The organism is Salinicola corii (genome assembly GCF_008298015.1).
In the GTDB taxonomy this organism is placed as follows: Bacteria; Pseudomonadota; Gammaproteobacteria; order Pseudomonadales; family Halomonadaceae; genus Salinicola; species Salinicola corii.
In genome coordinates, this window is sequence record NZ_VTPX01000005.1 from 224979 (window position 1) to 251439 (window position 26461).

Annotated in this window: 23 protein-coding genes and 2 tRNA genes; 1 reads left to right on the top strand and 24 read right to left on the bottom strand. The window is 62.0% G+C overall.

The genetic code is table 11. The features are described 5' to 3' along the window. The first annotated feature begins 15 nt into the window (after positions 1 to 15). Positions 16 to 813, top strand: coding sequence for an HAD-IIA family hydrolase (locus F0A16_RS11380; RefSeq protein ID WP_149435507.1), 798 nt, complete (start codon positions 16 to 18; stop codon positions 811 to 813). A 32-nt stretch (positions 814 to 845) separates the two neighbouring features. Here F0A16_RS11380 and hemG read toward each other — a convergent pair whose 3' ends face one another. The 24 genes from hemG to rlmE all read right to left on the bottom strand — a co-directional run bounded on the left by hemG (position 846) and on the right by rlmE (position 26378). Continuing rightward, positions 846 to 2282, bottom strand: coding sequence for a protoporphyrinogen oxidase (hemG, locus tag F0A16_RS11385; protein WP_149435508.1), 1437 nt, complete (start codon positions 2280 to 2282; stop codon positions 846 to 848). Between the two features lie 101 nt (positions 2283 to 2383). Beyond that, on the bottom strand, positions 2384 to 3751 hold the full coding sequence (locus tag F0A16_RS11390) for an aryl-sulfate sulfotransferase (RefSeq protein ID WP_223119775.1): 1368 nt from the start codon (positions 3749 to 3751) through the stop codon (positions 2384 to 2386). Positions 3752 to 3913: 162 nt separating this feature from the next. Next, the gene (locus F0A16_RS11395; protein ID WP_149435509.1) at positions 3914 to 4555 is read right to left on the bottom strand and encodes a cysteine hydrolase family protein; all 642 of its coding nucleotides are present in this window, start codon (positions 4553 to 4555) and stop codon (positions 3914 to 3916) included. 83 nt (positions 4556 to 4638) lie between these two features. Next, positions 4639 to 6228 carry an ABC-F family ATPase gene (locus tag F0A16_RS11400; protein WP_149435510.1) on the bottom strand — a complete coding sequence of 530 codons (1590 nt, stop codon included), beginning with the start codon at positions 6226 to 6228 and terminating at the stop codon, positions 4639 to 4641. Between the two features lie 184 nt (positions 6229 to 6412). Continuing rightward, positions 6413 to 7927, bottom strand: coding sequence for a choline-sulfatase (gene betC / locus F0A16_RS11405; protein ID WP_149435511.1), 1515 nt, complete (start codon positions 7925 to 7927; stop codon positions 6413 to 6415). Between the two features lie 166 nt (positions 7928 to 8093). Then, a complete protein-coding gene (locus tag F0A16_RS11410; RefSeq protein WP_149435512.1) occupies positions 8094 to 8567 on the bottom strand; it encodes a nuclear transport factor 2 family protein in 474 nt (157 codons plus the stop codon). 29 nt (positions 8568 to 8596) lie between these two features. After that, positions 8597 to 9226, bottom strand: coding sequence for a TetR/AcrR family transcriptional regulator (locus F0A16_RS11415; RefSeq protein WP_223119776.1), 630 nt, complete (start codon positions 9224 to 9226; stop codon positions 8597 to 8599). Between the two features lie 156 nt (positions 9227 to 9382). Continuing rightward, a complete protein-coding gene (gene eutC / locus F0A16_RS11420; protein ID WP_149435513.1) occupies positions 9383 to 10204 on the bottom strand; it encodes an ethanolamine ammonia-lyase subunit EutC in 822 nt (273 codons plus the stop codon). Beyond that, positions 10201 to 11610: an ethanolamine ammonia-lyase subunit EutB gene (locus F0A16_RS11425; protein ID WP_149435514.1), complete on the bottom strand. Its 1410-nt coding sequence runs from the start codon at positions 11608 to 11610 to the stop codon at positions 10201 to 10203. Before F0A16_RS11425 ends, eutC begins: the two co-directional genes overlap by 4 nt. A gap of 109 nt (positions 11611 to 11719) precedes the next feature. Next, positions 11720 to 12730: a 3-dehydro-L-gulonate 2-dehydrogenase gene (gene yiaK, locus F0A16_RS11430; protein ID WP_149435515.1), complete on the bottom strand. Its 1011-nt coding sequence runs from the start codon at positions 12728 to 12730 to the stop codon at positions 11720 to 11722. Between the two features lie 295 nt (positions 12731 to 13025). After that, entirely contained in the window at positions 13026 to 13295 is a 270-nt protein-coding gene (rpsO, locus tag F0A16_RS11435; protein WP_149435516.1) for a 30S ribosomal protein S15, read from the bottom strand. Positions 13296 to 13373: 78 nt separating this feature from the next. Then, a complete protein-coding gene (gene truB / locus F0A16_RS11440; RefSeq protein WP_149435517.1) occupies positions 13374 to 14375 on the bottom strand; it encodes a tRNA pseudouridine(55) synthase TruB in 1002 nt (333 codons plus the stop codon). After that, on the bottom strand, positions 14375 to 14827 hold the full coding sequence (gene rbfA / locus F0A16_RS11445) for a 30S ribosome-binding factor RbfA (RefSeq protein WP_149435518.1): 453 nt from the start codon (positions 14825 to 14827) through the stop codon (positions 14375 to 14377). The genes truB and rbfA overlap by 1 nt, the downstream gene beginning before the upstream one ends. A 66-nt stretch (positions 14828 to 14893) precedes the next feature. Further along, the gene (gene infB, locus F0A16_RS11450) at positions 14894 to 17422 is read right to left on the bottom strand and encodes a translation initiation factor IF-2 (RefSeq protein ID WP_149435519.1); all 2529 of its coding nucleotides are present in this window, start codon (positions 17420 to 17422) and stop codon (positions 14894 to 14896) included. A gap of 27 nt (positions 17423 to 17449) precedes the next feature. Then, positions 17450 to 18943 (bottom strand): transcription termination factor NusA, encoded by a 1494-nt coding sequence (gene nusA, locus F0A16_RS11455; RefSeq protein WP_149435520.1) that lies wholly within the window; start codon positions 18941 to 18943, stop codon positions 17450 to 17452. Between the two features lie 84 nt (positions 18944 to 19027). Then, positions 19028 to 19489: a ribosome maturation factor RimP gene (gene rimP / locus F0A16_RS11460; protein WP_149435521.1), complete on the bottom strand. Its 462-nt coding sequence runs from the start codon at positions 19487 to 19489 to the stop codon at positions 19028 to 19030. Positions 19490 to 19663: 174 nt separating this feature from the next. Then, positions 19664 to 19740, bottom strand: a tRNA-Met gene (locus F0A16_RS11465). 134 nt (positions 19741 to 19874) lie between these two features. Continuing rightward, positions 19875 to 19961, bottom strand: a tRNA-Leu gene (locus F0A16_RS11470). A gap of 85 nt (positions 19962 to 20046) precedes the next feature. Beyond that, the gene (gene secG / locus F0A16_RS11475; protein ID WP_149435522.1) at positions 20047 to 20427 is read right to left on the bottom strand and encodes a preprotein translocase subunit SecG; all 381 of its coding nucleotides are present in this window, start codon (positions 20425 to 20427) and stop codon (positions 20047 to 20049) included. A 4-nt stretch (positions 20428 to 20431) separates the two neighbouring features. Continuing rightward, positions 20432 to 21181 (bottom strand): triose-phosphate isomerase, encoded by a 750-nt coding sequence (gene tpiA, locus F0A16_RS11480; protein ID WP_149435523.1) that lies wholly within the window; start codon positions 21179 to 21181, stop codon positions 20432 to 20434. 79 nt (positions 21182 to 21260) lie between these two features. Beyond that, positions 21261 to 22646 (bottom strand): phosphoglucosamine mutase, encoded by a 1386-nt coding sequence (gene glmM / locus F0A16_RS11485; protein WP_149435524.1) that lies wholly within the window; start codon positions 22644 to 22646, stop codon positions 21261 to 21263. Beyond that, on the bottom strand, positions 22639 to 23508 hold the full coding sequence (gene folP, locus F0A16_RS11490; RefSeq protein WP_239023800.1) for a dihydropteroate synthase: 870 nt from the start codon (positions 23506 to 23508) through the stop codon (positions 22639 to 22641). Before folP ends, glmM begins: the two co-directional genes overlap by 8 nt. Positions 23509 to 23654: 146 nt before the next feature. Continuing rightward, a complete protein-coding gene (ftsH, locus tag F0A16_RS11495) occupies positions 23655 to 25622 on the bottom strand; it encodes an ATP-dependent zinc metalloprotease FtsH (protein ID WP_149435525.1) in 1968 nt (655 codons plus the stop codon). Between the two features lie 90 nt (positions 25623 to 25712). Next, positions 25713 to 26378: a 23S rRNA (uridine(2552)-2'-O)-methyltransferase RlmE gene (gene rlmE / locus F0A16_RS11500; RefSeq protein ID WP_149435526.1), complete on the bottom strand. Its 666-nt coding sequence runs from the start codon at positions 26376 to 26378 to the stop codon at positions 25713 to 25715. Positions 26379 to 26461 lie beyond the last annotated feature (83 nt).

Sequence of the window (26461 nt, forward strand, 5' to 3'; positions counted from 1 at the left end):
ACGCTAAGGGGTCACATGGCCAGCAAGAAAGACAACACCGCGAGTCGACGCAACATCAAGTCCTGGTTGACCGATATGGATGGCGTCCTGGTCCATGAAAACAAGGCCATCCCCGGTGCCGCGGACCTGATCAATCAGTGGCGGGAGCGGGAGATTCCGTTTCTGGTACTGACCAACAACTCAATCTTCACACCCCGCGATCTTAGCGCACGCCTGCGACAAAGCGGTCTGGAGGTCCCCGAGGAGAAGATCTGGACCTCGGCGCTGGCCACGGCGGCGTTCCTGCGCGATCAGGCACCGGGTGGCTCGGCCTTCGTCGTCGGCGAAGCCGGCCTGACCACGGCGATCCACGAAGCCGGGTTCATCATGACCGATACCCGGCCGGACTACGTCGTGCTGGGCGAAACCCGCTCCTACTCGTTCGAGGCGATCACCAAGGCGATTCGCCTGATCATTCAGGGCGCGCGATTCATCTGCACCAACCCGGACGCCACCGGTCCCAGCCAGGAAGGCGTGCTGCCGGCTACCGGTGCTATTGCTGCCCTGATTACCGAGGCCACCGGCCGCAAGCCCTATATCGTCGGCAAACCCAACCCGATGATGTTTCGTTCGGCGCTGAACAAGCTCGGCGTTCACTCGGATGGTACCGGCATGATCGGCGACCGCATGGACACCGATATCGTCGCCGGTATCGAGGCGGGCATGCATACAGTCCTGGTGCTGAGCGGCATTGCCGACAAGACTGAGATCGAGCGTTATCCGTTCCGGCCCAAGGAGATCATGACATCGGTGGCTGAACTGGTAGACAAATAACGCCCCTCCCGAAGACGATGCGGATGCCACGCTCAATCGCGGCGTCCGCCCCCAAGTCTCTCCCCCAGCAACCGCCCATTCTCCAGGCAGTCCCCCACTGCGATACCGCCGCGCCAATTGCCCGCCAGGTACAACCCGGGATGCCCCTGAAGCGCGGCGTCCAGCGCCTCGATTCGTGCCAGATGGCCAATTTCGTATTGCGGAATGGCCTGCGGCCAACGCGTTACCTTCTGCCATACCGGCTCGCCGCGAATCCCCAACAGATCGCGCAGCTCATCAAGCACTCGCGCGACCTGCGTGTCGTCGTCGCCGTCCGCCGCCGCCGCCGGATCCTGACGCCCGCCGATGAAGACGTTCAGCAGCTTGTGCCCAGCCGGAGCGCGACTCGGAAACAGCGTCGACGAAAACAGTGCGCCGAGGGTACGCCGGCGTTCGCCACGCGGAATCAACACGCCGAACCCGTCCAGCGGGTGCTCGATATCCTGTTCACGGAAGCCCAGCGCAATGGCGTTGACCGGCGGGTAGACGATCGACGCTAACGGCTCGGCGAGCGCTTCGTCCAGTGGGCGCAACAGCCGCGCCGCGACCGGTGCGGGCACCGCCAGTACAAGCGACCTGGCTCGCCATTCACGGCCCTGGCTGTCCTCCACGACCCAATGCTCCTCTTCATGTCGAACGATATGCACAGAACAATGAGTGTGGATGACGGCTGCCGGCTGGGCAGCGATACGCTCCGCCAGCCGGTCGACAAGATATTGCAGGCCTCGAGGAAAGCTCACCAGCTTGCCGCGCCACTCGGTGGGAACCCCGGCAGGATAGCGACGCGCCTGGCGCAGGCGCTTGATACCACCGATGATCAGCGACCGATGCTCCTGCTCCATGGCTGCCAGGCGCGGCATGGCGGCCTGGACCGATAGCTTGCCCGGATCGCCTGCGTAGACGCCGGAGACGAAGGGATCGATCATGCGTGCGAGAATCCGTGGGCCGAGTCGCCGCTCGACGAAAACCGCCAAGGTTTCTTCCGGCGCGTTCGAACGGGGGACGAAAGGCTCGCGAACCAGCCGGGCCCAGCCGCGCCAGCCGATGAGAGGGCTGGTCAACGCATCGATGGGCTTCATCGGCAGCGCCACCGGCTCGCCGTCCATCACGACATAACGCTTGTTGGCGATGGCGTTGGCCGGCTGCGCCTCGTCGAGCAGATCGAGCTCATCCAGCAGCGCATAGAGCGGCGGTTTCATGATCACGGTATTGGGGCCGTGCTCGATCTGCCATTCGCCATCGCGCTCGGTATGCAGGTTGCCGCCAACCTGGGCCTGACTCTCGAACACAGTGACGCTCTGGCCTCGCTTGGCCAGAGCCCAGGCGGTGGCGAGCCCGGTAGCCCCGGCGCCGACGATCAATGTATCGGAAGGGCTCTCGTCCAGGGGGCGAGATGTCGGAGTCGGGACGTCGGAAGCGTGACTGGGCATGATGGCTCGCGCACAAGAGTGTCACTTGGAGTCTACGCAGAGACCGCGCAACCTGCATCCGGCCAGCGTGCGACGCCTTGCCGCCGCCCTGCCCCCTTCTATCATCCTGTCGCGTCCTCATATTCGCCCGGATGACAACCCGGCGCCGCCGGATACAAACTGCAGTTGGCCTTCACCGGGGTCTCCTCGTGCGGCGTGCCATCCGGCGCCCAATCATAATCCACCAGTTGCGCGCGGTAGACCTGATTGGTGACGTAATCGTCATTCGGCATCGACTTGCCGAAGAACGGGCTCACGTACTCCCACACGATCTCGCCTTCCGACGTGACTTGGAACAGACGGCCGTCCTGACCCTCGTCGATCAGCGTATTGCCGTTGGGCAACCGCCTGGCGCTCGAGATGAACGAGCTATAGAACGTGTAGGGCGAGCGTCCCGACATATTGCCCGTGTACTGCCACACGATCTTGCCGCTGCTCGGGTTCACCTCGATCACGCGAGACGCTGAGAAGAACCCCTGCTTCGAGGGCGGAAAGCCGGCGTTTCCCTGGTTGTCGAAGATCAGCATGTTCCCGGCGCCCGGCAGGTCCTCGGGGATGAGGTGAACATCGTGGGACCCTACGGTCTGATCCACGGGGCGACCAAGCTCACCGTTGAGCTGCAGTGCCGGCAAGTCGGGGCCGATGCGCCAGACGATCTCGCCACTCTGCCTGTCGATGATGAAAGTGACGTTGGCGTTGCGGGAGTTGACCAGAACATTGTCCGGCGCGAAACGCTCGTCACCGTCGTCGTACCAATGATTCGGTCCCACCGGCACCGCCGTATTCAAGTGCAGGAAGTCGGGATCCTCGGAATCCTTGAGTGCCCGCAGACCGGTGTCGGAAAACCCCATCTCATCGAGGTGGTCGCCGGACTTCCATTCCCACACCACCTGACCGTCGCCATCGACCTCTTCGATACCGTTTTCGATGATCGGGTAGTCGAAGCCGTTGAGCTCGCGCATCTCGGCGGTCATCACCAAGTTGTTGCCGTTGGCCAGACGGCGCATGTCGTGGTGCTGATAAACCGGATCCTGCTGGCTCCCCCATTGCCACTGCACCTCGCCATCCCAATTGACTTCGGCGACCGAGGCGTTGGTCAGTCCATTGCCGGGGCTGGCGTGTTCCGGAAGTGTTTCCGCACGCGCCAGTTGTACCAGCAAATGCCCTTTCTCCCCGTCGGCTTGATCCGCGCTCAACGCCACCGGCGGAAAGCTTTCGTAGTCCCAGCGATGAACCTCGTTACCCTTCATGTCGATCAGATGGGTCTTGCCATCGCCGCCGGGGAACAGCACGAAGCCGTTGTAGGCCCGCTCGGGATCGTAGTAGGTGGTGCCGGTGGGAAAGCTGCTGGGCAGGGCCAACGCCGTGGTCGCCGTGGCCATCAGCCAGGCGCCCAGTAGTACCGAAACGGATCCTGTCCGTGACATCATCGCTCGTCGCTCCTTCGTCGAGTCCCGTCCTGTGCGGGCCTGGCCGGCATGACAGTATGCCGACGATCCTTGTCTGGCCAATGATGACAGCGATGCGTCACCGCCGGCTTTTCGATAGACCCTCGCCATGCCATTTCGATCCCCACCCGGAAATGTTTAGCACTAAACGGCGGCCGGCAACCGTTCGGTGAACTCGGCGATCGTCATCGGCTTGGAAAACATCGGGTAGTCGTAGGCGATCGCCGCATCGTGCTCGGCCGCGCTGGTGGCTGCGACACCGTCGATCAGCGTCAACACCTCGAAGCCTTTCTCGTAGCCGGAACGCATGGTCGACTCCACGCAGCAGTTGGTCAGAAAACCGGCCAAAACAATCGTTTCGATCCCCTTGCTGCGCAGGATGAAATCAAGATTGGTCGAAGCGAAAGTATCCAGGCCCCGCTTGCCTTCGATGACGATATCGTCGGCCTGCGGCGTCAGGGCATCGCAGATCTCGGCGCCCCATTCACCCTTCACGAACGCCTTTCCTTCCACCACACCGGCCAGGATGCCGTAAGGCTGGCACGTAATCTCGCCGTAGCCCGGCGCGAAATGGATCGGCGCATGCAGAATGCTGACACCGGCGGCACGCGCCTTGGCGACGAGCTCCTGCGTCTTGCCCAACATGTCGTCACGAGCCATGACGTCTTTCACGGCGTCGTGAAGCGAACCACCTTCAGAGGTGAAATCGTTCTGGAATTCGATCAGCACTAAGGCGGTCTTGGCGGCATCGAGTGTCTTGGCGGGGTTGTCTTGATGGACTGTCATGACGGAACTCTCCTGAACGGGAATGGACTTGCTGTCGTGCAGCGTAGTCCATTCCCTGCCAGAGAGCGGTATTGAAGCGAGCGCTAGCCGTAAACGCCCTGGCTGCGAAGGTAGTCGTCGTAGTTGCCGCTGAAATCGACGATGCCATCCTCCTTCATCTCGATGATGCGCGTCGCCAGCGAACCGACGAACTCGCGGTCGTGACTGACGAAGATCAACGTGCCGGGGTAGTTGTCCAGCGCCAGGTTGAGCGCCTCGATCGATTCCATGTCGAGGTGGTTGGTGGGTTCGTCCATCACCAGCACATTGGGCTTCTGCAGGATCAGCTTGCCGAACAGCATGCGTCCCTGTTCACCGCCGGAGATCACCTTGACCGACTTGCCGATGTCATCGTTGGAAAACAGCATGCGTCCCAGCGCGCCACGCACGGTCTGCTCTCCCTCGGTGGTCCACTGGCGCATCCACTCGAACAGCGTCTCGCCGCTCTCGAAATCGGCGGCGTGATCCTGAGCGAAGTAACCCACTTCCGCCGCGTCGGTCCATCTCACCTCGCCCGCATCCGGCGTCATCGAACCGACCAGACAGTTGAGCAACGTGGTCTTGCCGATCCCGTTGGGACCAATGATGGCGATGCGCTCACCGGCCTCGACCTGCAGTCCGAAACGCTCGAACAGTACGTTGTCGCCCCACGCCTTGGAGAGCTTATCCACGGTCAGCGCATGGCGGTGGATCTTCTTGCTCTGCTCGAAACGGATGAACGGGCTGACCCGCGACGAGGGCTTGACCTCCTCGAGCTGGATCTTGTCGATCTTGCGCTGGCGCGAGGTGGCCTGCTTGGCCTTGGACGCATTGGCCGAGAAGCGGCTGACGAACTGCTGCAGCTCGGCAATCTCAGCCTTCTTCTTGGCGTTGTCGGCGTGCAGGCGCTCGCGGGCCTGGGTGGCGGCGATCATGTACTCGTCGTAGTTGCCGGGGAACAGCCGCAACTCGCCGTAGTCGAGATCCGCCATATGGGTGCAGACGCTGTTCAGGAAGTGGCGGTCGTGGGAGATGATGATCATGGTCGAGCTGCGCGCCCGCAGGATCTCTTCTAGCCAGCGGATGGTGTTGATGTCCAGGTGGTTGGTGGGCTCGTCGAGCAGCAGCACATCGGGATCGCTGAACAGCGCCTGGGCCAGCAGCACGCGCAGCTTCCAGCCCGGCGCCACCACGCTCATCGGCTGGGTGTGCTGCTCCAGCGGGATGCCCAGCCCCAGCAGCAGTTCACCGGCCCGGGACTCCGCGGTATAGCCTTCGAGTTCGGCGAAGCGGACCTCCAGGTCGGCGACCTTCATGCCGTCCTCGTCGCTCATCTCCGCCTGGGAGTAGATGCGCTCACGCTCCGCGGTGACTTCCCACAACTCCTCGTGGCCCATGATCACGGTGTCGATCACGCGCTCGTCCTCGAACGCGAACTGATCCTGGCGCAACTTGCCCAGCCGCGTGGTGGCATCTTTCATCACTTGACCGCCGGTCGGCTCCAGATCGCCCCCCAGAATCTTCATGAAGGTGGACTTGCCGCAGCCGTTGGCGCCAATCAAGCCGTAGCGATGGCCACCGCCGAATTTGACGGAAACGTTCTCGAACAGCGGCTTGGGGCCAAACTGCATGGTGATATTGGCAGTAGAGAGCACAGCGGGGGATCTCGCGGAAACGGCGTGAATGAAACGACGACAGAGGGAACGAAACGACGAAAGCCGAGACAGGCTCGACTTTCGTCTTGGACGTTCGTCTCACGCGGATTGTACGCGGATGCGGCGCCCGCTCATACGCCGCAGGCCGACAGATTGCGTAGAGGGCCCTCACCTCGGCGGGTTTTCACTCACCACGGGGGAAACGCTGGGACTCCTCGACAATGTTGAGGTCCATATGATTGCGCATGTAGCGCTGGGACGCATCCTGCAACGGCTGGTGATCCCATGGATAGTAGTGCCCGTTACGCAGCGCTTCGTAGACGATCAGTCGTTGGGCCTGGCTTTCGCGCACCTCGGCGTCGAAGCGCTGCATATCCCAGCGTTCGCAGACCTTGGTCTGAAACTCGGCCAGTGTCGTCGCGTACTCCGGGTCTTCGGCCAGATTGCGGGTCTCGTGCGGATCGGTCTCGAGATCGAACAGCTGCGGCGGGTCGATCTCGCAGTGATTGAACTTCCACTTGCCCTCGCGAATCGTGACCAGTGGCGCCTGTGTGCCTTCGGCAGCGTACTCCATGTAGACCGGCGCCTCGCGCGTGCCGCCTCGTGCCAACGACAGCAGCGATTGGCCATCGGTCCAGGGTTCAACCTCGGAAAGATCAATCCCCACCAGATCGGCCAGCGTGGCGTTGATATCAATGGTCGACACCGGTGTCTCCACCGAACGCGGCTCCAGTCCCGGCGCAGCGATCATCAGCGGCACTCTCGAGGAGCCCTCGAACGGACTCATTTTGAACCACAGTCCTTTCTCGCCGATCATGTCGCCGTGATCGGAACAGACCACGATGATGGTGTTGTCGAGCATCCGGGTCCGTTCCAGCACATCCAGAATCGAGCCGACCTTGTCGTCGATATAGGAGATATTGGCGAAATAGCCGCGCCGTGCTCGGCGCACGTCTTCCGGTTGGATATCGAATTTAGTGTAGTCGTTGGCCTCGAAGACCCGCTGGCTATGCGGATCGAGTTCCTCGAACGGCACCACACCCTGCTCCGGGTCGAGGTGCTCGCAATCCTCATACAGGTCCCAGAACTGGCGCCGCGCGACATAAGGATCGTGGGGGTGGGTGAAGCTCACGCACAGCGCCCAAGGCCGCGGATCGTGGCCGCGGGAGAGATCGAACAGCTTCTGCTCGGCGTGGAAGGCGACTTCGTCGTCGTATTCCATCTGGTTGGATATCTCGGCGACGCCGGCACCGGTGACCGACCCCAGATTGTGATACCACCAGTCGATGCGCTCACCCGGCTTGCGGTAGTCCGGCGTCCAGCCGAAATCGGCAGGATAGACATCGGTGGTCAGCCGGGTCTCGAAGCCATGCAGTTGGTCCGGCCCCACGAAATGCATCTTGCCGGAGAGGCAGGTGGAGTAGCCAGCGCGACGCAGATGATGCGCCCAGGTCGGCACGGCGGAACGGAATTCGGCGGCGTTGTCGTAGACACCGGTACGCGAGGGCAGTTGACCCGACATGAAAGCGGCGCGACCCGGCGCACAAAGATAGCTCGGAGTGTAGGCGTTCTTGAAGTTCACCGCTCGCTTGGCCAACTTCTTCAGGTTCGGCGCGTGCAGGAAATCCGCCGGCCCATTCTCGAACAGCGTGCCGTTCACCTGATCGGCCATCAGCACCAGAATATTCGGTTGCGTCATGCTCCCCCCTGCGTCGTTGTAGTGGGTGTTCGAGATACGCCCCAGCTTGCGCTGTGGGGGTGGATTAGCGCAAACGATCAATTCGATGCCTGAGGCCAAGCTGGTCTTGGCCTTGAAGAGTAGACTCGGCAGTCGCCACCCTGTCTTCGTCGTCTATCGACCAGCATCACAGCCCGAGATCGGAGAGCCCGGGATGATCGTCGGGACGTCGCCCCAGCGGCCATCGAAACTTACGCTCGGATTCCCGGATCGGCCTGTCGTTGATGCTGGAGTAGCGGTCGATCATTAGACCATCCGGGCCGAACTCCCAGTTCTCGTTGCCATAGGAGCGATACCAATTACCAGAGTCATCGTGCCATTCGTATGCGTAGCGAACGGCAATACGGTTGCCATCGAAAGCCCAAAGCTCCTTGATCAGGCGGTACTCCAGCTCCTTGGCCCACTTGCGCTCGAGAAATGCACGGACGTCATCGCGGCCATCAACGAATTCGGCACGATTGCGCCAACGAGTGTTCGAGCTGTAGGCCAAAGCGACCTTGGCAGCGTCGCGACTATTCCAGCCATCCTCGGCAAGCCGCACCTTCAGTACGGCACTGTCTCGGTCGAATGGCGGTAATGGGGGGCGATTTTCAGCATCCATGATAGCGACCTCATCTGTCGAGAAGTGGTTCATTCGTCACTGGGCGACGGGGTTTGCAGCAGCCGTTCGGCAATTCTGCCAGCACTATCGGCGGCACCGGCCTGACCGGTCACCATCGCTACCGCAGTCGCTCCATCGATCAATATCAGCAGTTGCCTGGCGACCTCTTCGTGATCGGAAAATCCGCATGCGCCGCACAGCCCGTTCAAATACTCCAGCAAACGCCGTTTGTGCTGTTGCGACACGGCGCGGATATCACTGCCAGGATCGCCGATTTCCCCCGCAGCGTTGATAAAAGCGCAACCGTGGAAATCGGGGGAGGCGAACCACTCACGCAGCATTGGGAAAATGGCACGAAGGCGCTGAATGGCCCCACCCTCCGATGTGCCATCGATGAGCCAGCGCATCCAGCGGTCATCGCGACGAGACAACGCGGCGGTGATCAATGCTTCCTTGGTCGGATACAGACGATAGAGACTTTTGCGCGAAACACCGGATGCCTTGACGATAGCGTCCATCCCCGTGGCATTGATGCCATGGGCATAGATCAATGCCTCGGTGGACCGGAGCAGGCGAGTTTCGGGAGACATATCCTCGTGCATGGGCGACAAACCAGGAGAATGATTGTTCTCTTCTAGAATAGAATGATCATTCTCCATCAGTCAACCATCGAAGTCGCGCACAGGACGCACGATCGGGGAAGCCGATGAGGTCAGGTCAATCGGGCGCATGCTCATCCGTTTCAGCAGCGTCTGCTGATATGCGTCGTTGGCCTGGCTTCGCGTCCAAGGCGACCCGGAGAACAGGGGCAGGCTTCAAGCTGAAGGAATCAGAAAATTACCCTGCCGACCGTCGCCGAGACGGGAATCGACCTCGCTGTCATCCTTGAGTGCCACACCGGAAGCGCCCAGCGCCTGGGCTTCGCGCATCAGGTAAGCGAGTAGCCTGGCAGCGCCGGCGTAATCCAGTCCCCGCGGACGAATGTTGGAGATGCAGTTGCGTTCGCTGTCTCGCCGGCCAGACCTGGGCGCCCAGGTAAAGTAGAGTCCAAGACTATCCGGCGAGCTGAGACCAGGTCGTTCGCCGATCAGGACGATGCTCATGCGCGCCTTGAGCGCCTGGCCGATAGGGTCGCCGATCGCGACCCGCCCCTGCTCCACCAGGGCCACCGGCCCCAGCGACAGTCCCAGCCGTTCGATCTCCGGCAGCGCGGCGTCGAGAAACGGGATGGCCTGCTCGTGAATCGCCCGCGCCGAGAGCCCATCGACCACGCAGATCGAGACGTCGCAGGGTTCGGGCGTGATGGCGGCAAGCTCCTGCTCGGCTTCCTCCGACAGCCGCCGTCCGAGATCCGGCCGGCGCAGGTATTCGTCGCGGTCGATGGCGCGGCTGTGCAGCCGCAGCGCCAACGGAAAGCGACGGTCCAGCTCCGGCATCAGGCGTTCGGTATCCAGCGCCATGTGTACCGCGTCTCGGGCACGAGCATGATCCAGTTGAAAGGCCAGTTGGGCCGACGTCGGCAGGCTGCCGCCGACACGCCCCAGGCCAATTCTGGCATCGGTGAATTCGCACAGTCGCTGCCAGGGGTTGGTGACGGTGAGCGCTTCGCCGGCCGAAGACGGTTCTCTCTCCCTCATGACGGCAGCCCCGCACTGCCCCTCGATCCCAGCACATGCTGAAAACGCGACGGCAACTCGTGGCCAAAGGCGATGCCCTGGCCGTGGCGGTAGATGCCGCTACTCTCCAACCACTGCTCGAACTCCGGCGCCGGACGCAGTCCCAGTACCTGGCGCAGGTAAAGCGCGTCATGGAACGAGGTAGTCTGGTAGTTGAGCATGATGTCATCGGAACCGGGAATGCCCATGATGTAGTGGCATCCCGCCGCACCCAGCAGCGTCAGCAGCATATCCATGTCGTCCTGGTCGGCCTCGGCATGATTGGTGTAGCAGACATCGCAGCCCATCGGCACGCCGAGCAGCTTGCCGCAGAAATGATCTTCCAGTCCGGCGCGGATGATCTGCTTGCCATCGAACAGATACTCGGGGCCAATGAAGCCGACCACGGTGTTGACCAGCAGCGGCTCGAACTCCCGCGCGACCGCGTAGGCGCGGGCCTCCAGCGTCTGCTGGTCGAGCCCGTGGTGGGCATTGGCGGAGAGCGCACTGCCCTGGCCGGTCTCGAAGTACATCACGTTGTTGCCGAGCGGTCCGCGATTCAGCGACAGTGCCGCCTCACGCCCCTCCCGTAGCAGGGCCAGGTCGATGCCGAATCCCCGATTGGCCGCCTCGGTGCCGGCGATCGACTGGAACACCAGATCCGTCGGCGCGCCGCGCTCGATTGCCTCGATGGCGGTAGTGACATGGGTCAACACACAGCTCTGGGTGGGGATTTCGTAGCGGGAGATGACCTCGTCGAGCATCTTCAACAGCGTCACCACCGTGGACGTATTGTCGGTAGCGGGATTGATGCCGATCACGGCATCGCCGCTGGCGTAGAGCAGGCCATCGAGGATGCTGGCCGCAATGCCGGAAGCGTCGTCGGTGGGATGATTGGGCTGCAGCCGTGTCGAGAGCCGGCCCGGCAGGCCGATGGTATTGCGGAAGCGCGTGATGACCTCGCACTTCCGGCCTACCAGCACGAGGTCCTGCACGCGCATCAGCTTGGAAACCGCTGCGACCATCTCCGGCGTCAGGCCGGGGGCCAGTCGTTTGAGCGATTCGCCGTCGGCGTGTTCGGAGAGCAGCCAGTTGCGGAATTCGCCGACGCTCAGCGAGGCAACCGGCGCGAAGGCGGCACGATCATGGCGATCGAGAATCAGCCGAGTGACCTCGTCTTCCTCGTAGGGAATCAGCGGCTCTTCCAGGAACGTGGCAAGAGGCAGTTCCGCCAGTGCCATCTGGGCAACGGCTCGCTCCTCGGCGCTCGCTGCCGCAATCCCGGCCAGGGCATCCCCGGAACGGTGAGGGGTGGCGGCGGCCAGCAGCGTTCCAAGGCCATCGAACCGATACCGCCGGCCATCAACATCGATCACATGCTCACTCATGGCATCACACCTGTTGTCGTTGTTCGAAGACAAGGAGTGGCTTTCAGTTTATGCCATAAACGACGCAACGCCCGCGAACAGGACGTCGTCGCCTTCGCGGCGCTCGCGCCTAGCTCGCCGTCAACGCCAGGATCTCCTGCCAGAGGCCGTCGTCCAGTACCAGCGGTTCCTGGCTGCGACGCCGGCGCCAGGTCGAAGCCCCTGGCCAGCGCACCTCCCGGCCGGACTCGTCGGGTGTGGCGTTCGCCAGATGATGCTGGATGCCCTCGACGATGGCGTCACAGGCGGCTCGCCCACCGAGCTGCTCGGGGTCGAACAGCATGAATATCTGGCAACTCCCTCCACCGCTGCCGCGTTCGACCCGGTCGATACCGTGGCTCGGTCGGCCCTGCGCCAACAGCGCGGCCAGGGCGTCGAGCAGTATGGACAGTCCCGACCCTTTCCAGTAACCGGTCGGAAGAAGGCGACGCGTCGCTTCGATCGCCGCCGGGTCCCGCGTCAGTTCGCCGTCCGCATCGAAACCGCCGTCGATGGGAAGCTGCTCGCCGTTGCGTCGCGTGGTCTGCAGCTTGCCGTAGGAGAATTGGGACATCGCCATGTCCAGCACCAGCGGACCGTCGCGGTGGGGAACGGCCATGACCAGAGGGTTGTTGCCTACCGACTGAGTGGCAGCGCCCCAGGCCGGCATGCACGACTCCGTGTTGGTCCACATGATCGCCGCGAAGCCCTGCTCCGCCGCGTGCCAACCGTAGCTACCGCCCCGCATCCAGTGGGTCGTGTCGCGCACCGCGACCAACCCCATGCCGTGCTCGCGCGCCAGGTCCATGGCCCGCTCGGTGGCCTGGATCGCATTGCGAATGCCGATACCGAAGTGGCCGTCGAGCACCTCGATGGCGCCGAGTCGCTGCACGGGTTCCAGCGAAGCGTCGACGTCGACCCACCCCCGGCGAACGTAGTCGACGAACCGGGGAATGCGTCCGATACCATGAGAGTGCACGCCGTCCCGCGTGCTTTCGGCATGAATGCGCGCACAGAGCGAAGCGTCACCAGGGGCCAGCCCTGCCTCGAGCAGGATCCGGTGCAGGGTGGCTTGCAGCGTTTCGAAATCGACCGTCGCCATCGGAGATCCTTTAGTAATACATCATACATTTATTCAGCGACCATAGCGGCCCCGGCCGATCCTGCGTATTCGCCTTTAGTGGGGGATGGATGACCGCAGAGACCCCAGCGCCGGCGATCGCTCAAACCCTTCAAGGCATCGGGCACGAGCGTCGGAAGCGCGTAAAAACACGGGACACCCGCCTCGTGAGAATGAAAAAAGCCCTGCCGATAAATCGACAGGACTTTCTCGACGACGACGAGACGTCACCGCCTTTCGCTGATGCCTGGGCCGCCGTTGCTGGCGGCCGGGCGATTCAGCGACGCAGGCCGAGCTTCTTGATCAGCGACTGATAGCGCTCGAAGTCCTTGCCCTTCAGGTAGTCCAGCAGCTTGCGGCGCTGGTTGACCATGCGGATCAGACCACGACGAGAGTGGTGATCCTGCTTGTGATCCTTGAAGTGGCTCTGCAGGCCATCGATGTTGGCGCTCAGCAGCGCAACCTGGACTTCCGGGGAACCGGTGTCGCTCTCGCCCTGACCGAACTCTTTGACGATCTCGGCTTTCTTTTCAGCGGTTAATGCCATGAAAAACTCTCCAGCAAGCAATATGCCTGAATGATGAATATCGGAGACCACGCATATTTGCAGCCTCCCAGTTGACCGTCACGAAGACGGGTGCATCGAATCGATGCCGACAGATTGACCTTCGCCGCCCGTCGAGACTTGCCTCGACTCGACAGGGTCCAAGTCCAATGCTGCCGTGTCGACCAGACGCCGGGGAGCGACTTCCCCCTGCGCGGTCAATTCGACCAATCCCAGAAAGGATTTGTCGCGATACAGTCTCGCCGTGGCGCCCGGCGCCAGCTCGGTGCCCGCCACCGCCGCCCGCTGCCCCAGCAGCAATTGCCGAGCCACGGTTTCCGTCACGCTGAGCGTCGGTAGATGCTCGAGCATGACATCGACCGGCAACAGCCGAGCCAGCCGCTCCTCGTCGCTCATCGCTTCAAGCGCTTCGAAAGAGAGTCGCCCTTCACTGTCGAAGGGGCCCGTTTCCAGGCGCTCCAGCGCAGTGATATGCGCACCGAAACCGAGCGCGGCGCCGATATCCTCGGCCAGTGTCCGAATGTAGGTGCCCTTGCTGCAGCGCACCTGCAACCAGACGCCATCGGGCTCCCATTCGAGCGGGCGCATATCATATATCGTTACGCGGCGCGGCGCACGCGCTACCGTCTCGCCCTGGCGCGCCAGCTCGTAAAGCTTGCGCCCCTGATGCTTGAGCGCCGAGTACATCGGCGGGATCTGTTCGATCTCGCCGCGAAAACGCTCGAGCACGGCTTCGACGGCATCACGATCCAGCGTGGCAGGCATGGCCTGGCGCTCGATCACCTCACCTTCGGCATCGCCGGTGTCGGTCACGGCCCCGAACTGGATTCGGGTCCGGTAGACCTTGTCGGCTTCGAGCAGGTGAGCGGAAAACTTGGTCGCCTCGCCCAGGCAGACCGGCAACAACCCGGTCGCCATCGGATCCAGCGTTCCGGTGTGGCCGGCCTTGCGCGCCTGGAACAACCGCCGGGCCCGCTGCAGCGCGTGATTGCTCGATAACCCCTGGGGCTTGTCGAGCAACAGCACACCGTTGATGGGCAACCCCTTGCGACGGCGTGCCATCAGCGTGGTTCTCCGTCCCCGCTCCGCGTACCGTCTGACTGAGACCCATCTTTCTGAACCTCATCTTCCGGAGCCGCGTCGTCACTCTCCTGCGGGCGGTTGCTGGCGACGGCCTCGTCGATCAGCGCCGACAGCTTGTGCCCGCGCACGACGCTTTCGTCATAGTGAAAGCGCAGCTCGGGCACGTGGCGAAGCTTGATGCGGCGCGCGATCTGCGAGCGCAGGAAACCGGCAGCCCGCTTGAGCACCGCCAGGTTTTCCTTGACCCGAGCCGGATCGTTCTCACCCAGCAGCGTCACGTAGACATCGGCATAACCGAGATCCCGACTGACCTTGACCGAGCTGACCGTGACCATCCCCAGGCGCGGATCCTTGATCTCGCGCTGGATCAAAACGGCCAGCTCCTGCTGCAGCTGGTCGGCGACCCGGTCGGTTCGTTTGAATTCGCGCATCGTTGCCTCTCGAGATCCCGCAGGAGCCTATTTCGTAAAAACCTAGGGCCGGCGGGATCCTGTCACTTACAGGGTACGCTCGACCTTGACCTGGTCGAAGACCTCGATCTTGTCGCCGACCTGAACGTCGTTGTAGTTCTTGACGCCGATACCGCACTCCATGCCGTTGCGCACTTCGTTGACGTCATCCTTGAAGCGACGCAGGGATTCCAGCTCGCCTTCATAGATGACCACGTTGTCACGCAGGACACGGATCTTCTTGTTGCGGTGAACGGAGCCCTCGACGACCATACAGCCAGCGATCGCTCCGATCTTCGGCGCCTTGAACACATCGCGCACTTCGGCAACACCGACGATCTCTTCCTTCCACTCCGGTGCCAGCATGCCACTCATGGCCTGCTTGACCTCGTCGATCAGTTGGTAGATGACGCTGTAGTAGCGCAGATCCAGCCCTTCACGCTCGACGATTTCCCGCGCAGAGGCATCGGCACGGACGTTGAAACCGACCAGAATCGCTTCACTGGCCAACGCCAGGTTGGCGTCGGTTCCGGTGATGCCGCCAACCCCGGAAGAGACGACCGCCACCTGCACTTCATCGGTGGAGAGTTCTTCCAGCGCCCCGCGGATCGCTTCCAGCGAGCCTTGGACGTCGGCCTTGAGGACGACGTTGACCTTGGCCACCTCGTCCTGGCCCATCTGGCTGAACATGTTCTCCAGCTTGGCCTTCTGTTGGCGCGCCAGACGCACTTCGCGGTATTTGCCCTGGCGGAAGTTGGCGATTTCACGCGCCTTCTTCTCATCGGTCAGCACCATGAAGTCCTCACCGGCTTCCGGCGTGCCATCGAGCCCCTGGATCTCGACCGGCATGGACGGACCGACCGACTCGACCTGCTTGCCGAGTTCGTTGGTCAGCGCCCGCACACGGCCGTAGTGCAGGCCGGCGAGGACGATGTCGCCACGCTTGAGCGTCCCGTTCTGGACCAGCACGGTCGCCACCGGGCCACGGCCCTTGTCGAGACGAGACTCGACCACGACCCCTTTGCCCGGCGCTTCCGGCACGGCCTTGAGCTCGAGCACTTCGGAAACCAGCAGCACCGATTCAAGCAGTTGATCGATGCCTTCACCGGTCTTCGCCGAGACCGAGACGAACTGGGTATCGCCGCCCCATTCCTCGGAGATCACACCGTGCTGAGACAGCTCGTTGCGAATCCGGTCGAGATCAGCCCCTTCCTTGTCGATCTTGTTGATCGCCACGACCAGCTGCACGCCAGCAGCCTTGGCGTGTTCTACCGCCTCGACCGTCTGCGGCATGACACCGTCATCGGCGGCAACGACCAGGATGACAACGTCGGTCGCCTGGGCACCACGAGCACGCATGGCGGTGAAGGCCGCGTGACCCGGCGTATCCAGGAAAGTGACGCCACCATGTTCGCCTTCGACGTGATAGGCACCGATGTGCTGGGTGATACCACCGGCTTCGCCGGTCGCGACCTTGGTGCGGCGAATGAAGTCGAGCAGCGAGGTCTTGCCGTGGTCGACGTGACCCATGACAGTGACGACCGGCGAACGGGTGATCTCGTCACCTTCGTAGGAGATGCCTTCGAGCACTTCGGTCTCGAGCGCGTCTTCCTTGACCAACTTCGGCTTGTGGCCCATCTCCTCGACCACGATCGCGGCAGTATCCTGATCAATGGTCTGGTTGATGGTCACCGCCGCGCCCATGTTGAACATGGCCTTGATCACTTCGTTGGCCTTGACCGACATCTTGTCCGCCAATTCCGCGACGCTGATCGATTCCGGGAGCGCGACTTCACGCACGATCGGCTGCGTCGGCTTCTGGAAGCCATGCTGGTTGTCGCCGCGTCCGCGACGGCTACCCCGGCGCTCGGCCCGCTTGACCTTCTTGGCACCGCCACCGCGACGACGCTCGGAACGATCGTCGTCGTCATCACGACGTCCACGACGTCCCTGATCACGCTCCTTGTCCTTCTTCGGATGGGCGCGACGGTTTTCCGTTCGCGGCTCCTTGGGCGGCGGCTCGACGAACGGCTGGCTGTTGGAAGTCGGCTCGTTATCCTCGACCTGCGGCTCCTCGGGAATGTCATCCCCCGGCGCCTGGGGCTCGGGCGAGGGTGCGGCCGCCTTGTTGGAACTCTCCTGCCCGGCGGTCAGATCCGGCGTTGGCTCGCTACTCGTCTCAGCGACGGGGGCCTGCTCGGACTGCTGCTGCGCCTGATCGGCCATGTCGCCAACGAGCTGGCGCGGCCCCGCTTCCTCGGACGGTGCTTCCTCGACCGGCTCCGCATCGCGTTTGACGTAGGTCCGCTTCTTGCGCACCTGCACCTCGATGGTCTTGCCACGCTCGCCCGAACGAATCTTGCTGCGGGTATTGCGTGTCAAGGTGATGCGATTACGCGGGCCACGTCCACCACCATGACTCTTGGTCAGGTGATCGAGGAGACGTTGCTTGTCCTCTTCGGAGACCGCGTCGCTTTCCTTTTGATGCGGCAGCCCCGCATCCTTCATCTGTTCAAGCAGGCGAGACACATCGCGTCCCACCTTGCCGGCAAACTCTTTTACGGTCATGTCTGACATTACGACCCTCCTGAACCCGTGACCACGTTACTCTTCGCTCTGAAACCAAGGCGCACGGGCAGTCATGATCAGTGCCGCTGCGCGCTCCTCGTCCACGTCGTCGATATCCTTCAGATCCTCGATGGACTGTTCTGCGAGGTCCTCCATGGTGACAATGCCACGGCTGGCAAGAATGAAAGCCAGGTGGCGGTCCATGCCGTCCATCGTGAGAAGGTCTTCGGCGGGCTGAGCGCCATCCAGTTGCTCTTCCGATGCGATGGCCAAGTTGAGAAGCTCATCCTTGGCTCTTGCACGAAGTTCCTCGACCAGATCCTCATCGAACTCTTCGATCTCCAACATCTCTTCGACCGGCACGTAGGCCAGCTCTTCGATCGTCGTGAACCCTTCCTCGACCAGGATGCGGGCGACGTCTTCGTCGATCTCGAGATGGTTGATGAAATATTCGACCAGGCTGTCGACTTCCTGCTCGCGTTTACCCTCGGCTTCATCGATGGTCATGACGTTGAGCGTCCAGCCCGTCAACTCGCTGGCGAGCCTCACGTTCTGACCGCTACGACCAATGGCCTGAGCGAGGTTGTCCTCGCCGACGGCGACGTCCATCGAATGGGCGTCCTCGTCAACGAGGATGGAGGCGACTTCCGCCGGCGCCATGGCGTTGATCACCAGTTGCGCAGGGTTGTCGTCCCATAAAATGATATCCACGCGCTCGTTACGCAGCTCGTTGGACACCGCCTGCACGCGTGAACCCCGCATGCCGACACAGGCACCGACCGGGTCGATTCGCCTGTCATTGGTCTTGACCGCAATCTTGGCACGCGCCCCAGGGTCACGGGCCGCTCCCTTGATCTCGATCAGTTGCTCGGCGATCTCCGGCACTTCGATCTTGAACAACTCGACCAACATGCCCGGCTTCGTCCGCGACAGGATGAGCTGGGAGCCACGCGCTTCCGCGTCGACTTTCCACAGCAACGCGCGGACCCGTTCGTTCATGCGGTAGCGCTCGCCGGGAATCATCTCGCCACGCGGTAGAAAACCTTCAGCGTTCTCACCGAGATCAATGATCAGTCCGTCACGTGTCGTTTTCTTGACGATACCCGCGACCAGTTCGCCTTCACGCTCGGTATACTGCTTGACGATCTGGGCGCGCTCGGCCTCGCGCACCTTCTGCACGATAACCTGCTTGGCGGTCTGGGCAGCGATACGTCCGAAGGCCACCGACTCCACCTGCTCTTCGACCACATCGCCGACAGCCAGCGGAGACTCGCGTGCCTCCGCTTCGGAAAGCGGAATTTCGCGATCTTCGCTGAGATAGTCTTCGTCTTCGACCACGACCCAACGACGGAAAGTATCGTACTCGCCGGTGCGGCGATCAATCTGGACGCGGATGCTGACATCCTGCCCCTCGAAGCGCTTGCGCGATGCGCTGGCCAATGCCGCCTCGACAGCCTCGAAAATGACGTCTCGGGGCACGCTCTTCTCGTTGGAGATGGCGTCAACGACCAGCAGTATCTCTTTGCTCATGCCTATGCCTCGCCGAAAAACCGGTTCTTGGTTTCGAATTCTTGGTCTCGAATTACTGAGTCATCGAACAACAGGTGATGGAATTCAGTCGTCGTACTGCGGGACGACGCGAGCTTGATCGATGCTTTCGATGGGAAAGCAGTACTCTTCCGAATCGATGTGCAGCAGCACTTCGTCGCCATCGATACCAGCCAGGCGCCCCTGAAACTTGCGACGTCCATCGAAGGCGGTGCGCAGCTTGAGCTGCACCACGTGGCCGCTAAAGCGCGAAAAATGATCGAGCGTATAGAGCGGGCGATCGAGACCTGGAGAGGAAACTTCCAGGCTGTAGTTGCCCGAGATCGGATCTTCGACATCCAGCACGCCGCTGACCTGGCGGCTGACACTCGCGCAATCATCGACCGAAATTCCATCGGGGCTGTCGATGTAGATCATCAGCTTGGAATGCTTGCCCTGAGCCAGATAGTCGAGGCCCCACAACTCGAAACCCATGGCGGTAACCACCGGCTCGATGATCGCATACAGTGCTGCGTCCTTGGTGACCACAAACGACTCCTACAGCAGTTGCATCAGGCACCTGACCGGGAGTTGAGAGAAATGCAAGGTGCTAGGTGGCTGACTGGCATTGACGTCAGCAGCGCCGTCAACGACGACAAGGCGCTGACATCGACAAAGCTGCTAACAAAAAGCCCCTTCTCAGGAAGGGGCCTTTCAAAAACTTGGTAGCGGGGGCCGGATTTGAACCGACGACCTTCGGGTTATGAGCCCGACGAGCTACCAGACTGCTCCACCCCGCAACATCAGGTTGGCGATTATAGGAACGGCCTCGAGATGGGTCAAGGAAGGCCGCGATATCGCCTGATTCTTCTAGCAAGAATCCATACAGTATCGTTCAGAGGTTCAAGTCGAAAAGACCGGAAAAACTTGACGATGGTGCCGAAGGCGGGACTTGAACCCGCACGACCGTAAGGTCACTACCCCCTCAAGATAGCGTGTCTACCAATTCCACCACTTCGGCATCAGAGGGTGTGTAGCACCTGGGCGCCACACTCAATTCGCCGCATTCCGACGTCCCATTGAACGCAGCGAATTTTCCTTCCCACTCAAGGATTTGACGATTCCTGATCGCCACCTTCCTCGAGTGCTGGCGCAGCATTATTCCCGCTTTGATCCCCATCGTCAAGCGTCGGAGCACCATTATGTTGCTGCTCAATCACTTGGGCGTCCGGGATACCGCTCTGCGGTGCACTACCGGCATTGGTCGCGAAGTACGCCAACCCTAGAGAGGTCACGAAGAAAAGCGCCGCCAGACCGCCCGTCAGTTTGGACAGGAATCCGCCACTGCCGCGTGAGCCAAACACCGTCTGAGAGGAACCGCCACCGAAAGCGGCGCCCGCTTCGGCGCCCTTGCCCTGCTGAAGCAGGACCAGGACCACCAGTGCAATCGCGATGAGTACGTGTACCAACAAAACTGCTATCTGCATGAAATCAACCTGCTGACTGACAAATCGCTTTGAAATCGTCGACCTTGAGCGAAGCTCCGCCGATCAGGCCGCCGTCGATATCTCCCTGGGCGAGCAACTCCTGTGCGTTGCTCGCATTCATGCTACCGCCATACAGCAGGCGGAGCGCATCGGCCAACGCCGGGTCGAAGCTCGCCTGATAATCGCGAATCGCGGCCATCATCTGCTGGGCTTGCTCTGGCGTGGCCGTACGCCCGGTACCAATCGCCCAGACCGGCTCGTAGGCAATCGTCATCATTCGACGCTGCCCAGGCTCGAGCCGGGCCATGACATAGCCGACCTGACGCAGCACGACATTCTCGGATTGACCGGCGTCGCGCTCCTCTAGCGTCTCGCCCACGCAGAGGATCGGCCTGATTCCCACCGTGAGTGCGGCAATGACCCGCTCATAGACCTGTTCGTCACTTTCATGATAGAGCTGGCGACGCTCGGAGTGGCCGGCCAGCACATACTCGACACCGAACTCGGCAAGCATCTGCCCACTGACTTCACCGGTACGGGCCCCGGAGTGCAGCGGGTTGAGCGTTTGGGCGCCCAGCGAGAGAGGCGTGCCCGCAAAAGCGCTGCGCGCGGCATCAAGATAGGGAAACGGGGGATGGACCACGACATCGACTGGCGACGGCAACTCAACCCCGGCGAACGTTCGACCGAACGTCTCGATCAATTCTGCCGAGCCGTTCATCTTCCAGTTACCTGCGATCAGCGGCTTGCGCATGCTACCTCCCTTCGGTGGAGCGACATGGTATAAGAGCCTTGACAACAAGACAACAAGTGCTGCCGGCGACCTGGCCAGCTCAGGCGATCAAGGTTTCGACACTATCGGCAATCCGCCGCGCCAGGGCCTGGACATCGAATCTCGGCCTCCCTTCGACCATGACCCGGATCAACGGCTCGGTACCAGAGGGACGTAGCAGAACCCGACCACTGCCGCCAAGCTCCTCCTCTACCGACTTCACGCTCTGGCGCAGCGCCGGGCTCTCCAACAGCATTCCGGCATCGGAGCCATGGGGCAGGCGAACATTGACCAGCGCCTGTGGTGCCTTCTCGAAACCATCAAGCAACCGATCCAGAGGCACCCCCTCTCGCACCATGACCGCCAGCACCTGCAGCGCGGAGACGATACCGTCACCGGTGGTCTGTACGTTACGACAGACGATATGGCCGGAGGCCTCACCTCCAAGCAGCCAGTCGTTGGCCAGCAGCCGCTCGACGACGTAACGATCACCCACCTTGGCCCGCTCGAAAGGAATTCCCTGCTTCTCGAACGCCGCCGCCAGCCCGAAATTGGTCATCAGCGTGCCCACGACCCCGCCATTGAGCTTGCCTCGTGCGTGCAGGTCTCGCGCGATGATGTAGAGAATCTCATCGCCGTCCACCACCTCGCCCCGGCGGTCGATCATCAGCACGCGATCGCCGTCGCCGTCGAAGGCGATGCCCAGATCGGCCTGGCACGACACAACGGCCTCGCTCAATCGCTCGGTATGCGTCGAGCCCACGTTCTGATTGATATTGAGGCCGTCAGGCTCGCCACCGATCACGCTGACATCGGCGCCGAGCTCACGAAAGACGTTGGGAGCGATATGATAGGTCGCGCCATGGGCACAGTCCAAGACGATTCGCAGGCCATGCAACTCGAGGCGATTGTGGACCGTGGACTTGCAGAACTCTATATAGCGCCCGGCCGCGTCGCTGATTCGCACAGCCTTGCCAAGCTGGTTAGGTGCCATGGTCTCCAGGGGTTTTTCGAGCTCGCCCTCGATTTCCGCCTCGACCTCATCGGCAAGCTTCAGCCCTTCCGCCGAGAAGAACTTGATGCCGTTGTCCTGATAAGGATTGTGCGAGGCAGAGATCACGATTCCGGCATCGGCACGGAAAGTTCGGGTCAGATAAGCGATACCCGGTGTCGGCATCGGGCCCAGTAACGACACATCCGCCCCGGCGGCCGACAACCCCGCCTCCAGCGCGGACTCGAACATGTAGCCGGAAATCCGCGTATCCTTGCCGATGATCACTTTGGGGCGCAGTGACTGAGAAGACCTTTGCCGGGCCTGATGACCGGACAGCTTGCGAGACAGCACACGCCCCATCGCCCAACCCAGCTTGAGCATGAAATCAGCGGTGATCGGATACTCGCCGACGGTGCCGCGAATACCGTCGGTACCAAAATAACGTCTACTCATGATCGCTCCGTTCCTGAAGCACGGCCCAAGCCATGTCGATCGCGTCGACCGTGGCCGCCACATCGTGCACTCTGACTATTCTAGCGCCACGCTCGACCGCCATCACGCTCAGCGCGAGGCCTCCAGGCAGGCGTTGCTCGACTGGCCGACCAAGCGCCTGGCCGATCATACTCTTGCGCGACATTCCCACGAGCAATGGCAATCCCAGCGCTTCCAGCGCATCCATGCGATTGAGCAGCCGCAGGTTGTGCTCAAGCGTCTTGGCAAAGCCGAACCCCGGATCCAGCAACAGCCGTCCGGCGTCGATCCCCGCGGCCTCGCACGCAGCCACGCGCTCCCGCAAAAAATCGGCAACGACGCGCTCGATGGGCCGATCGTAGAACGGCGCACGCTGCATCGTTCGCGGCTCTCCGCACATGTGCATGAGACACACGGGCAACTCGGTGCCGGCCGCCGCCTCCAGCGCCCCAGGGCGCGTCAGCGAGCGCACGTCGTTGAGCATTCCCGCCCCCGCTTCGGCGGCTTCGCGAATCAGCTCGGGAGTGCTGGTGTCGACCGAGACCAGCGCATCGAACTCCCGCACCAGCGTCTCGACCACCGGCAAGACTCGATCACGCTCCTCTTCCAGCGCTACCGGCTCGGCCCCTGGACGCGTCGACTCCCCGCCCACATCGATGATGTCGGCCCCCTCCCGCAGCAGACGCTCGGCGTGGCGGCGCGCGTCGTCCAACTCACGATGCCGGTTTCCATCGGAGAAGGAGTCGGGCGTCACGTTCAGGATACCCATGACGCGCGGACGCGAGAGATCGAGATCATGATAACCGCAGCGCAACCGGACGCCAGCGGAGGAAGAATCTGTCATGGAAGTCCGTCGCTTGCAAAAGCGCCCACTCTAGGTAGGCCGATGCCGTTTCGCAACCGCCTCAAAACGCGGCAGGGCGCCATTTCTGACGCCCTGCTGCAATGACTGTCGCTGCTCTCTGGATCGCCCCGAGGCGCCGGATGGCCTCAAAGCCCCGACGGCCCTCCCAAGGGATCCGAGGGGCGGCGGTTACCGGACTCGTCATCGGAGGCGCCTTCGTCGCTCGGCTGCGACTCCGGATCATCGACGGGACGACCGGACCCGGAGGTCGGGCCATCGTCCCCCCAATCCTTCGGCGGGCGAGGCTTGCGGCCTTCCATGATGTCTTTCAACTGTGCCGCGTCGATGGTCTCGTACTGCATCAGCGCCTCGGCCATCAGATCGAGCTTATCGCGGTTGTCTTCGAGAATCTTGCGCGCCATGGCGTAGCATTCATCGATAATGCGACGAACTTCCTTGTCGAGCCGAGTCGATGTCTCCCCAGAACTCAACTTGCCACCACCCTGACCGGGGCCACCGAGGAACTGGTGCGATTCGTCCTCGTCGTACATCAACGGCCCCATCTCCTCGGACAGCCCCCACTTGGCCACCATGCTGTGAGCGAGTTCGGTGGCACGCTTGATGTCGTTGGAGGCACCGGTGGTCACGCCATTCGGCCCCAACGTCATCTCTTCAGCGATACGGCCCCCGAACAGCGAGCAGAGCTGGCTGATGATCTGCTGACGCGAGTAGCTGTAACGGTCTTCCTCCGGGAGGAACATGGTCACGCCCAGCGCACGTCCACGCGGGATGATGGTGACCTTGTAGACCGGATCGTGTTCGGGCATCACCAAACCGATGATGGCGTGACCGGACTCGTGATAGGCGGTATTGAGCTTGTCCTTCTCGGACATGACCATCGAGCGCCGCTCAGACCCCATCATGATCTTGTCCTTGGCCAGCTCCAGTTCGTCCATACCCACGGTACGGCGATTGCGGCGCGCCGCGAATAGTGCCGCCTCGTTGACCAGGTTGGCCAGGTCGGCGCCGGAGAAGCCCGGGGTACCGCGTGCGATGATGCTGGCCTGCACGCCGTCGGACATCGGCACCTTGCGCAGATGCACGTTGAGAATATGCTCACGACCTCGGATGTCGGGCAGCGGCACGGTGACCTGGCGGTCGAAGCGGCCCGGGCGCAGCAGCGCCGGATCCAGCACATCGGGACGGTTGGTCGCGGCAATGACGATGATCCCGTCGTTGGCCTCGAAACCATCCATCTCGACCAGCAATTGGTTCAGGGTCTGTTCGCGCTCGTCGTGGCCACCACCCATGCCGGAACCACGATGACGACCGACGGCATCGATCTCGTCGATGAAGATGATGCACGGGGCCTGCTTCTTGGCCTGCTCGAACATGTCGCGGACACGGGACGCGCCCACGCCGACGAACATCTCGACGAAGTCGGAGCCGGAGATACTGAAGAACGGTACCTTGGCCTCGCCGGCGATCGCTTTCGCCAACAGCGTCTTGCCGGTACCCGGGGGCCCCACCATCAGCACACCGCGAGGTATTTGCCCGCCCAAGCGCTGAAACTTCGATGGATCTTTGAGAAAGTCGACTAGCTCGACCACCTCTTCCTTGGCTTCGTCACAGCCCGCGACGTCGGCAAAGGTGGACTTGATCTGGTCTTGGCTCAACAGCTTCGCCTTCGACTTGCCGAAGCTCATCGGGCCGCCCCGGCCGCCGCCACCGCCCTGCATCTGCCGCATGAAGAAGATGAAGATGCCCAGAATCAACAGAATCGGGAAGCTGGCGATCAGCAAGCGCGTCCACAGACTCTGCTCTTCGGGCTTCTGGCCAACGACCGTGACATCATGCGCCAGCAGGTCGTCCATCAGCTTGGGATCCTGGGCGGCGGGGCGAATGGTCTGGAATTGCGTGCCATCCTTGCGCTCACCGTTGATGGTGTAGCCGTCGATGGTCACGCTGCGCACCTGGTCGTTCTGGACCTGCTGCACGAACTGCGAATAGCTCGTCGCCTGCGGCGAGCTATCGACGCTAAAGTTGTTGAACACCGTCAGCAGCACGGCTGCGATGACCAACCAGAGAATTAGATTCTTCGCCATGTCGTTCAAGACACCACCCTCGTAGTACGAATCTTGCTGCCTGCGCTTGCCGTGATCTGACACTACACCAGATGGGGGCGCTCAACCACGCTTGCAAGCCTAGCCATGAAATCCCTGCGCCAGCAGGTAGACTTCGCGGGAACGGGCCCGTGAAGCCTCCGGCTTGCGCGTCACCACCTTGCGGAAACTGCCCCGCAGATCCCGCAGGTAGTCATCGAATCCTTCGCCCTGAAACACCTTGGCCAGAAAATGACCGCCGGGCGACAATGTCTGCCTCGCTAGATCGAGCGCCAACTCGACCAGGTACATCGCCTGGGGCTGGTCGATCGCCGCCATGCCGCTCATGTTCGGCGCCATATCGGACAGCACCAGGTCGACGGGGCGGCCGTCCAACGCTACCAGAATCGTTTCCAGCACCCGTTCTTCGGTGAAATCGCCCTGGATGAAGCTGACGCCTGCCAACGCATCCATCTCCAGGATGTCGGAGGCGATCACCACGCCCTCGCTACCGACCTTTTCGGCAGCAACCTGGCTCCAGCCTCCCGGCGCCGCCCCCAGGTCGATCACCGACATCCCGGAGCGGAATAACTTGTCACGCTCGTCGAGTTCCAGCAACTTATAACTTGCACGCGAACGATAACCATCCTTCCAGGACTGCTGGACGTAGCGGTCGTCGAAATGCTCTTTCAGCCAGCCCGCACTGCTCTTGCTCTGGCGCGTCGAGAAACCGGCGTTGTCGGGACTGGGCCTGGAGGAGCGCGCCACTGGAGATCACCTGAAGAAAGTTCGGAGAGAAAGGATGGAAATACGGGCCGAAAACCGGATGCGGGAGTGGTCGTGCCGGTTGG

Coding starts and splice junctions, on each gene's coding strand:
- F0A16_RS11380 (WP_149435507.1), top strand. CDS start 16: ATGGCCAGCAAGAAAGACAACACCGCGAGTCGACGCAACATCAAGTCC.
- hemG (WP_149435508.1), bottom strand. CDS start 2,282: ATGCCCAGTCACGCTTCCGACGTCCCGACTCCGACATCTCGCCCCCTG.
- F0A16_RS11390 (WP_223119775.1), bottom strand. CDS start 3,751: ATGATGTCACGGACAGGATCCGTTTCGGTACTACTGGGCGCCTGGCTG.
- F0A16_RS11395 (WP_149435509.1), bottom strand. CDS start 4,555: ATGACAGTCCATCAAGACAACCCCGCCAAGACACTCGATGCCGCCAAG.
- betC (WP_149435511.1), bottom strand. CDS start 7,927: ATGACGCAACCGAATATTCTGGTGCTGATGGCCGATCAGGTGAACGGC.
- F0A16_RS11410 (WP_149435512.1), bottom strand. CDS start 8,567: ATGGATGCTGAAAATCGCCCCCCATTACCGCCATTCGACCGAGACAGT.
- F0A16_RS11415 (WP_223119776.1), bottom strand. CDS start 9,226: ATGGAGAATGATCATTCTATTCTAGAAGAGAACAATCATTCTCCTGGT.
- eutC (WP_149435513.1), bottom strand. CDS start 10,204: ATGAGGGAGAGAGAACCGTCTTCGGCCGGCGAAGCGCTCACCGTCACC.
- F0A16_RS11425 (WP_149435514.1), bottom strand. CDS start 11,610: ATGAGTGAGCATGTGATCGATGTTGATGGCCGGCGGTATCGGTTCGAT.
- yiaK (WP_149435515.1), bottom strand. CDS start 12,730: ATGGCGACGGTCGATTTCGAAACGCTGCAAGCCACCCTGCACCGGATC.
- rpsO (WP_149435516.1), bottom strand. CDS start 13,295: ATGGCATTAACCGCTGAAAAGAAAGCCGAGATCGTCAAAGAGTTCGGT.
- truB (WP_149435517.1), bottom strand. CDS start 14,375: ATGGCACGCCGTCGCAAGGGGTTGCCCATCAACGGTGTGCTGTTGCTC.
- rbfA (WP_149435518.1), bottom strand. CDS start 14,827: ATGCGCGAATTCAAACGAACCGACCGGGTCGCCGACCAGCTGCAGCAG.
- infB (WP_149435519.1), bottom strand. CDS start 17,422: ATGTCAGACATGACCGTAAAAGAGTTTGCCGGCAAGGTGGGACGCGAT.
- nusA (WP_149435520.1), bottom strand. CDS start 18,943: ATGAGCAAAGAGATACTGCTGGTCGTTGACGCCATCTCCAACGAGAAG.
- secG (WP_149435522.1), bottom strand. CDS start 20,427: ATGCAGATAGCAGTTTTGTTGGTACACGTACTCATCGCGATTGCACTG.
- tpiA (WP_149435523.1), bottom strand. CDS start 21,181: ATGCGCAAGCCGCTGATCGCAGGTAACTGGAAGATGAACGGCTCGGCA.
- glmM (WP_149435524.1), bottom strand. CDS start 22,646: ATGAGTAGACGTTATTTTGGTACCGACGGTATTCGCGGCACCGTCGGC.
- folP (WP_239023800.1), bottom strand. CDS start 23,508: ATGACAGATTCTTCCTCCGCTGGCGTCCGGTTGCGCTGCGGTTATCAT.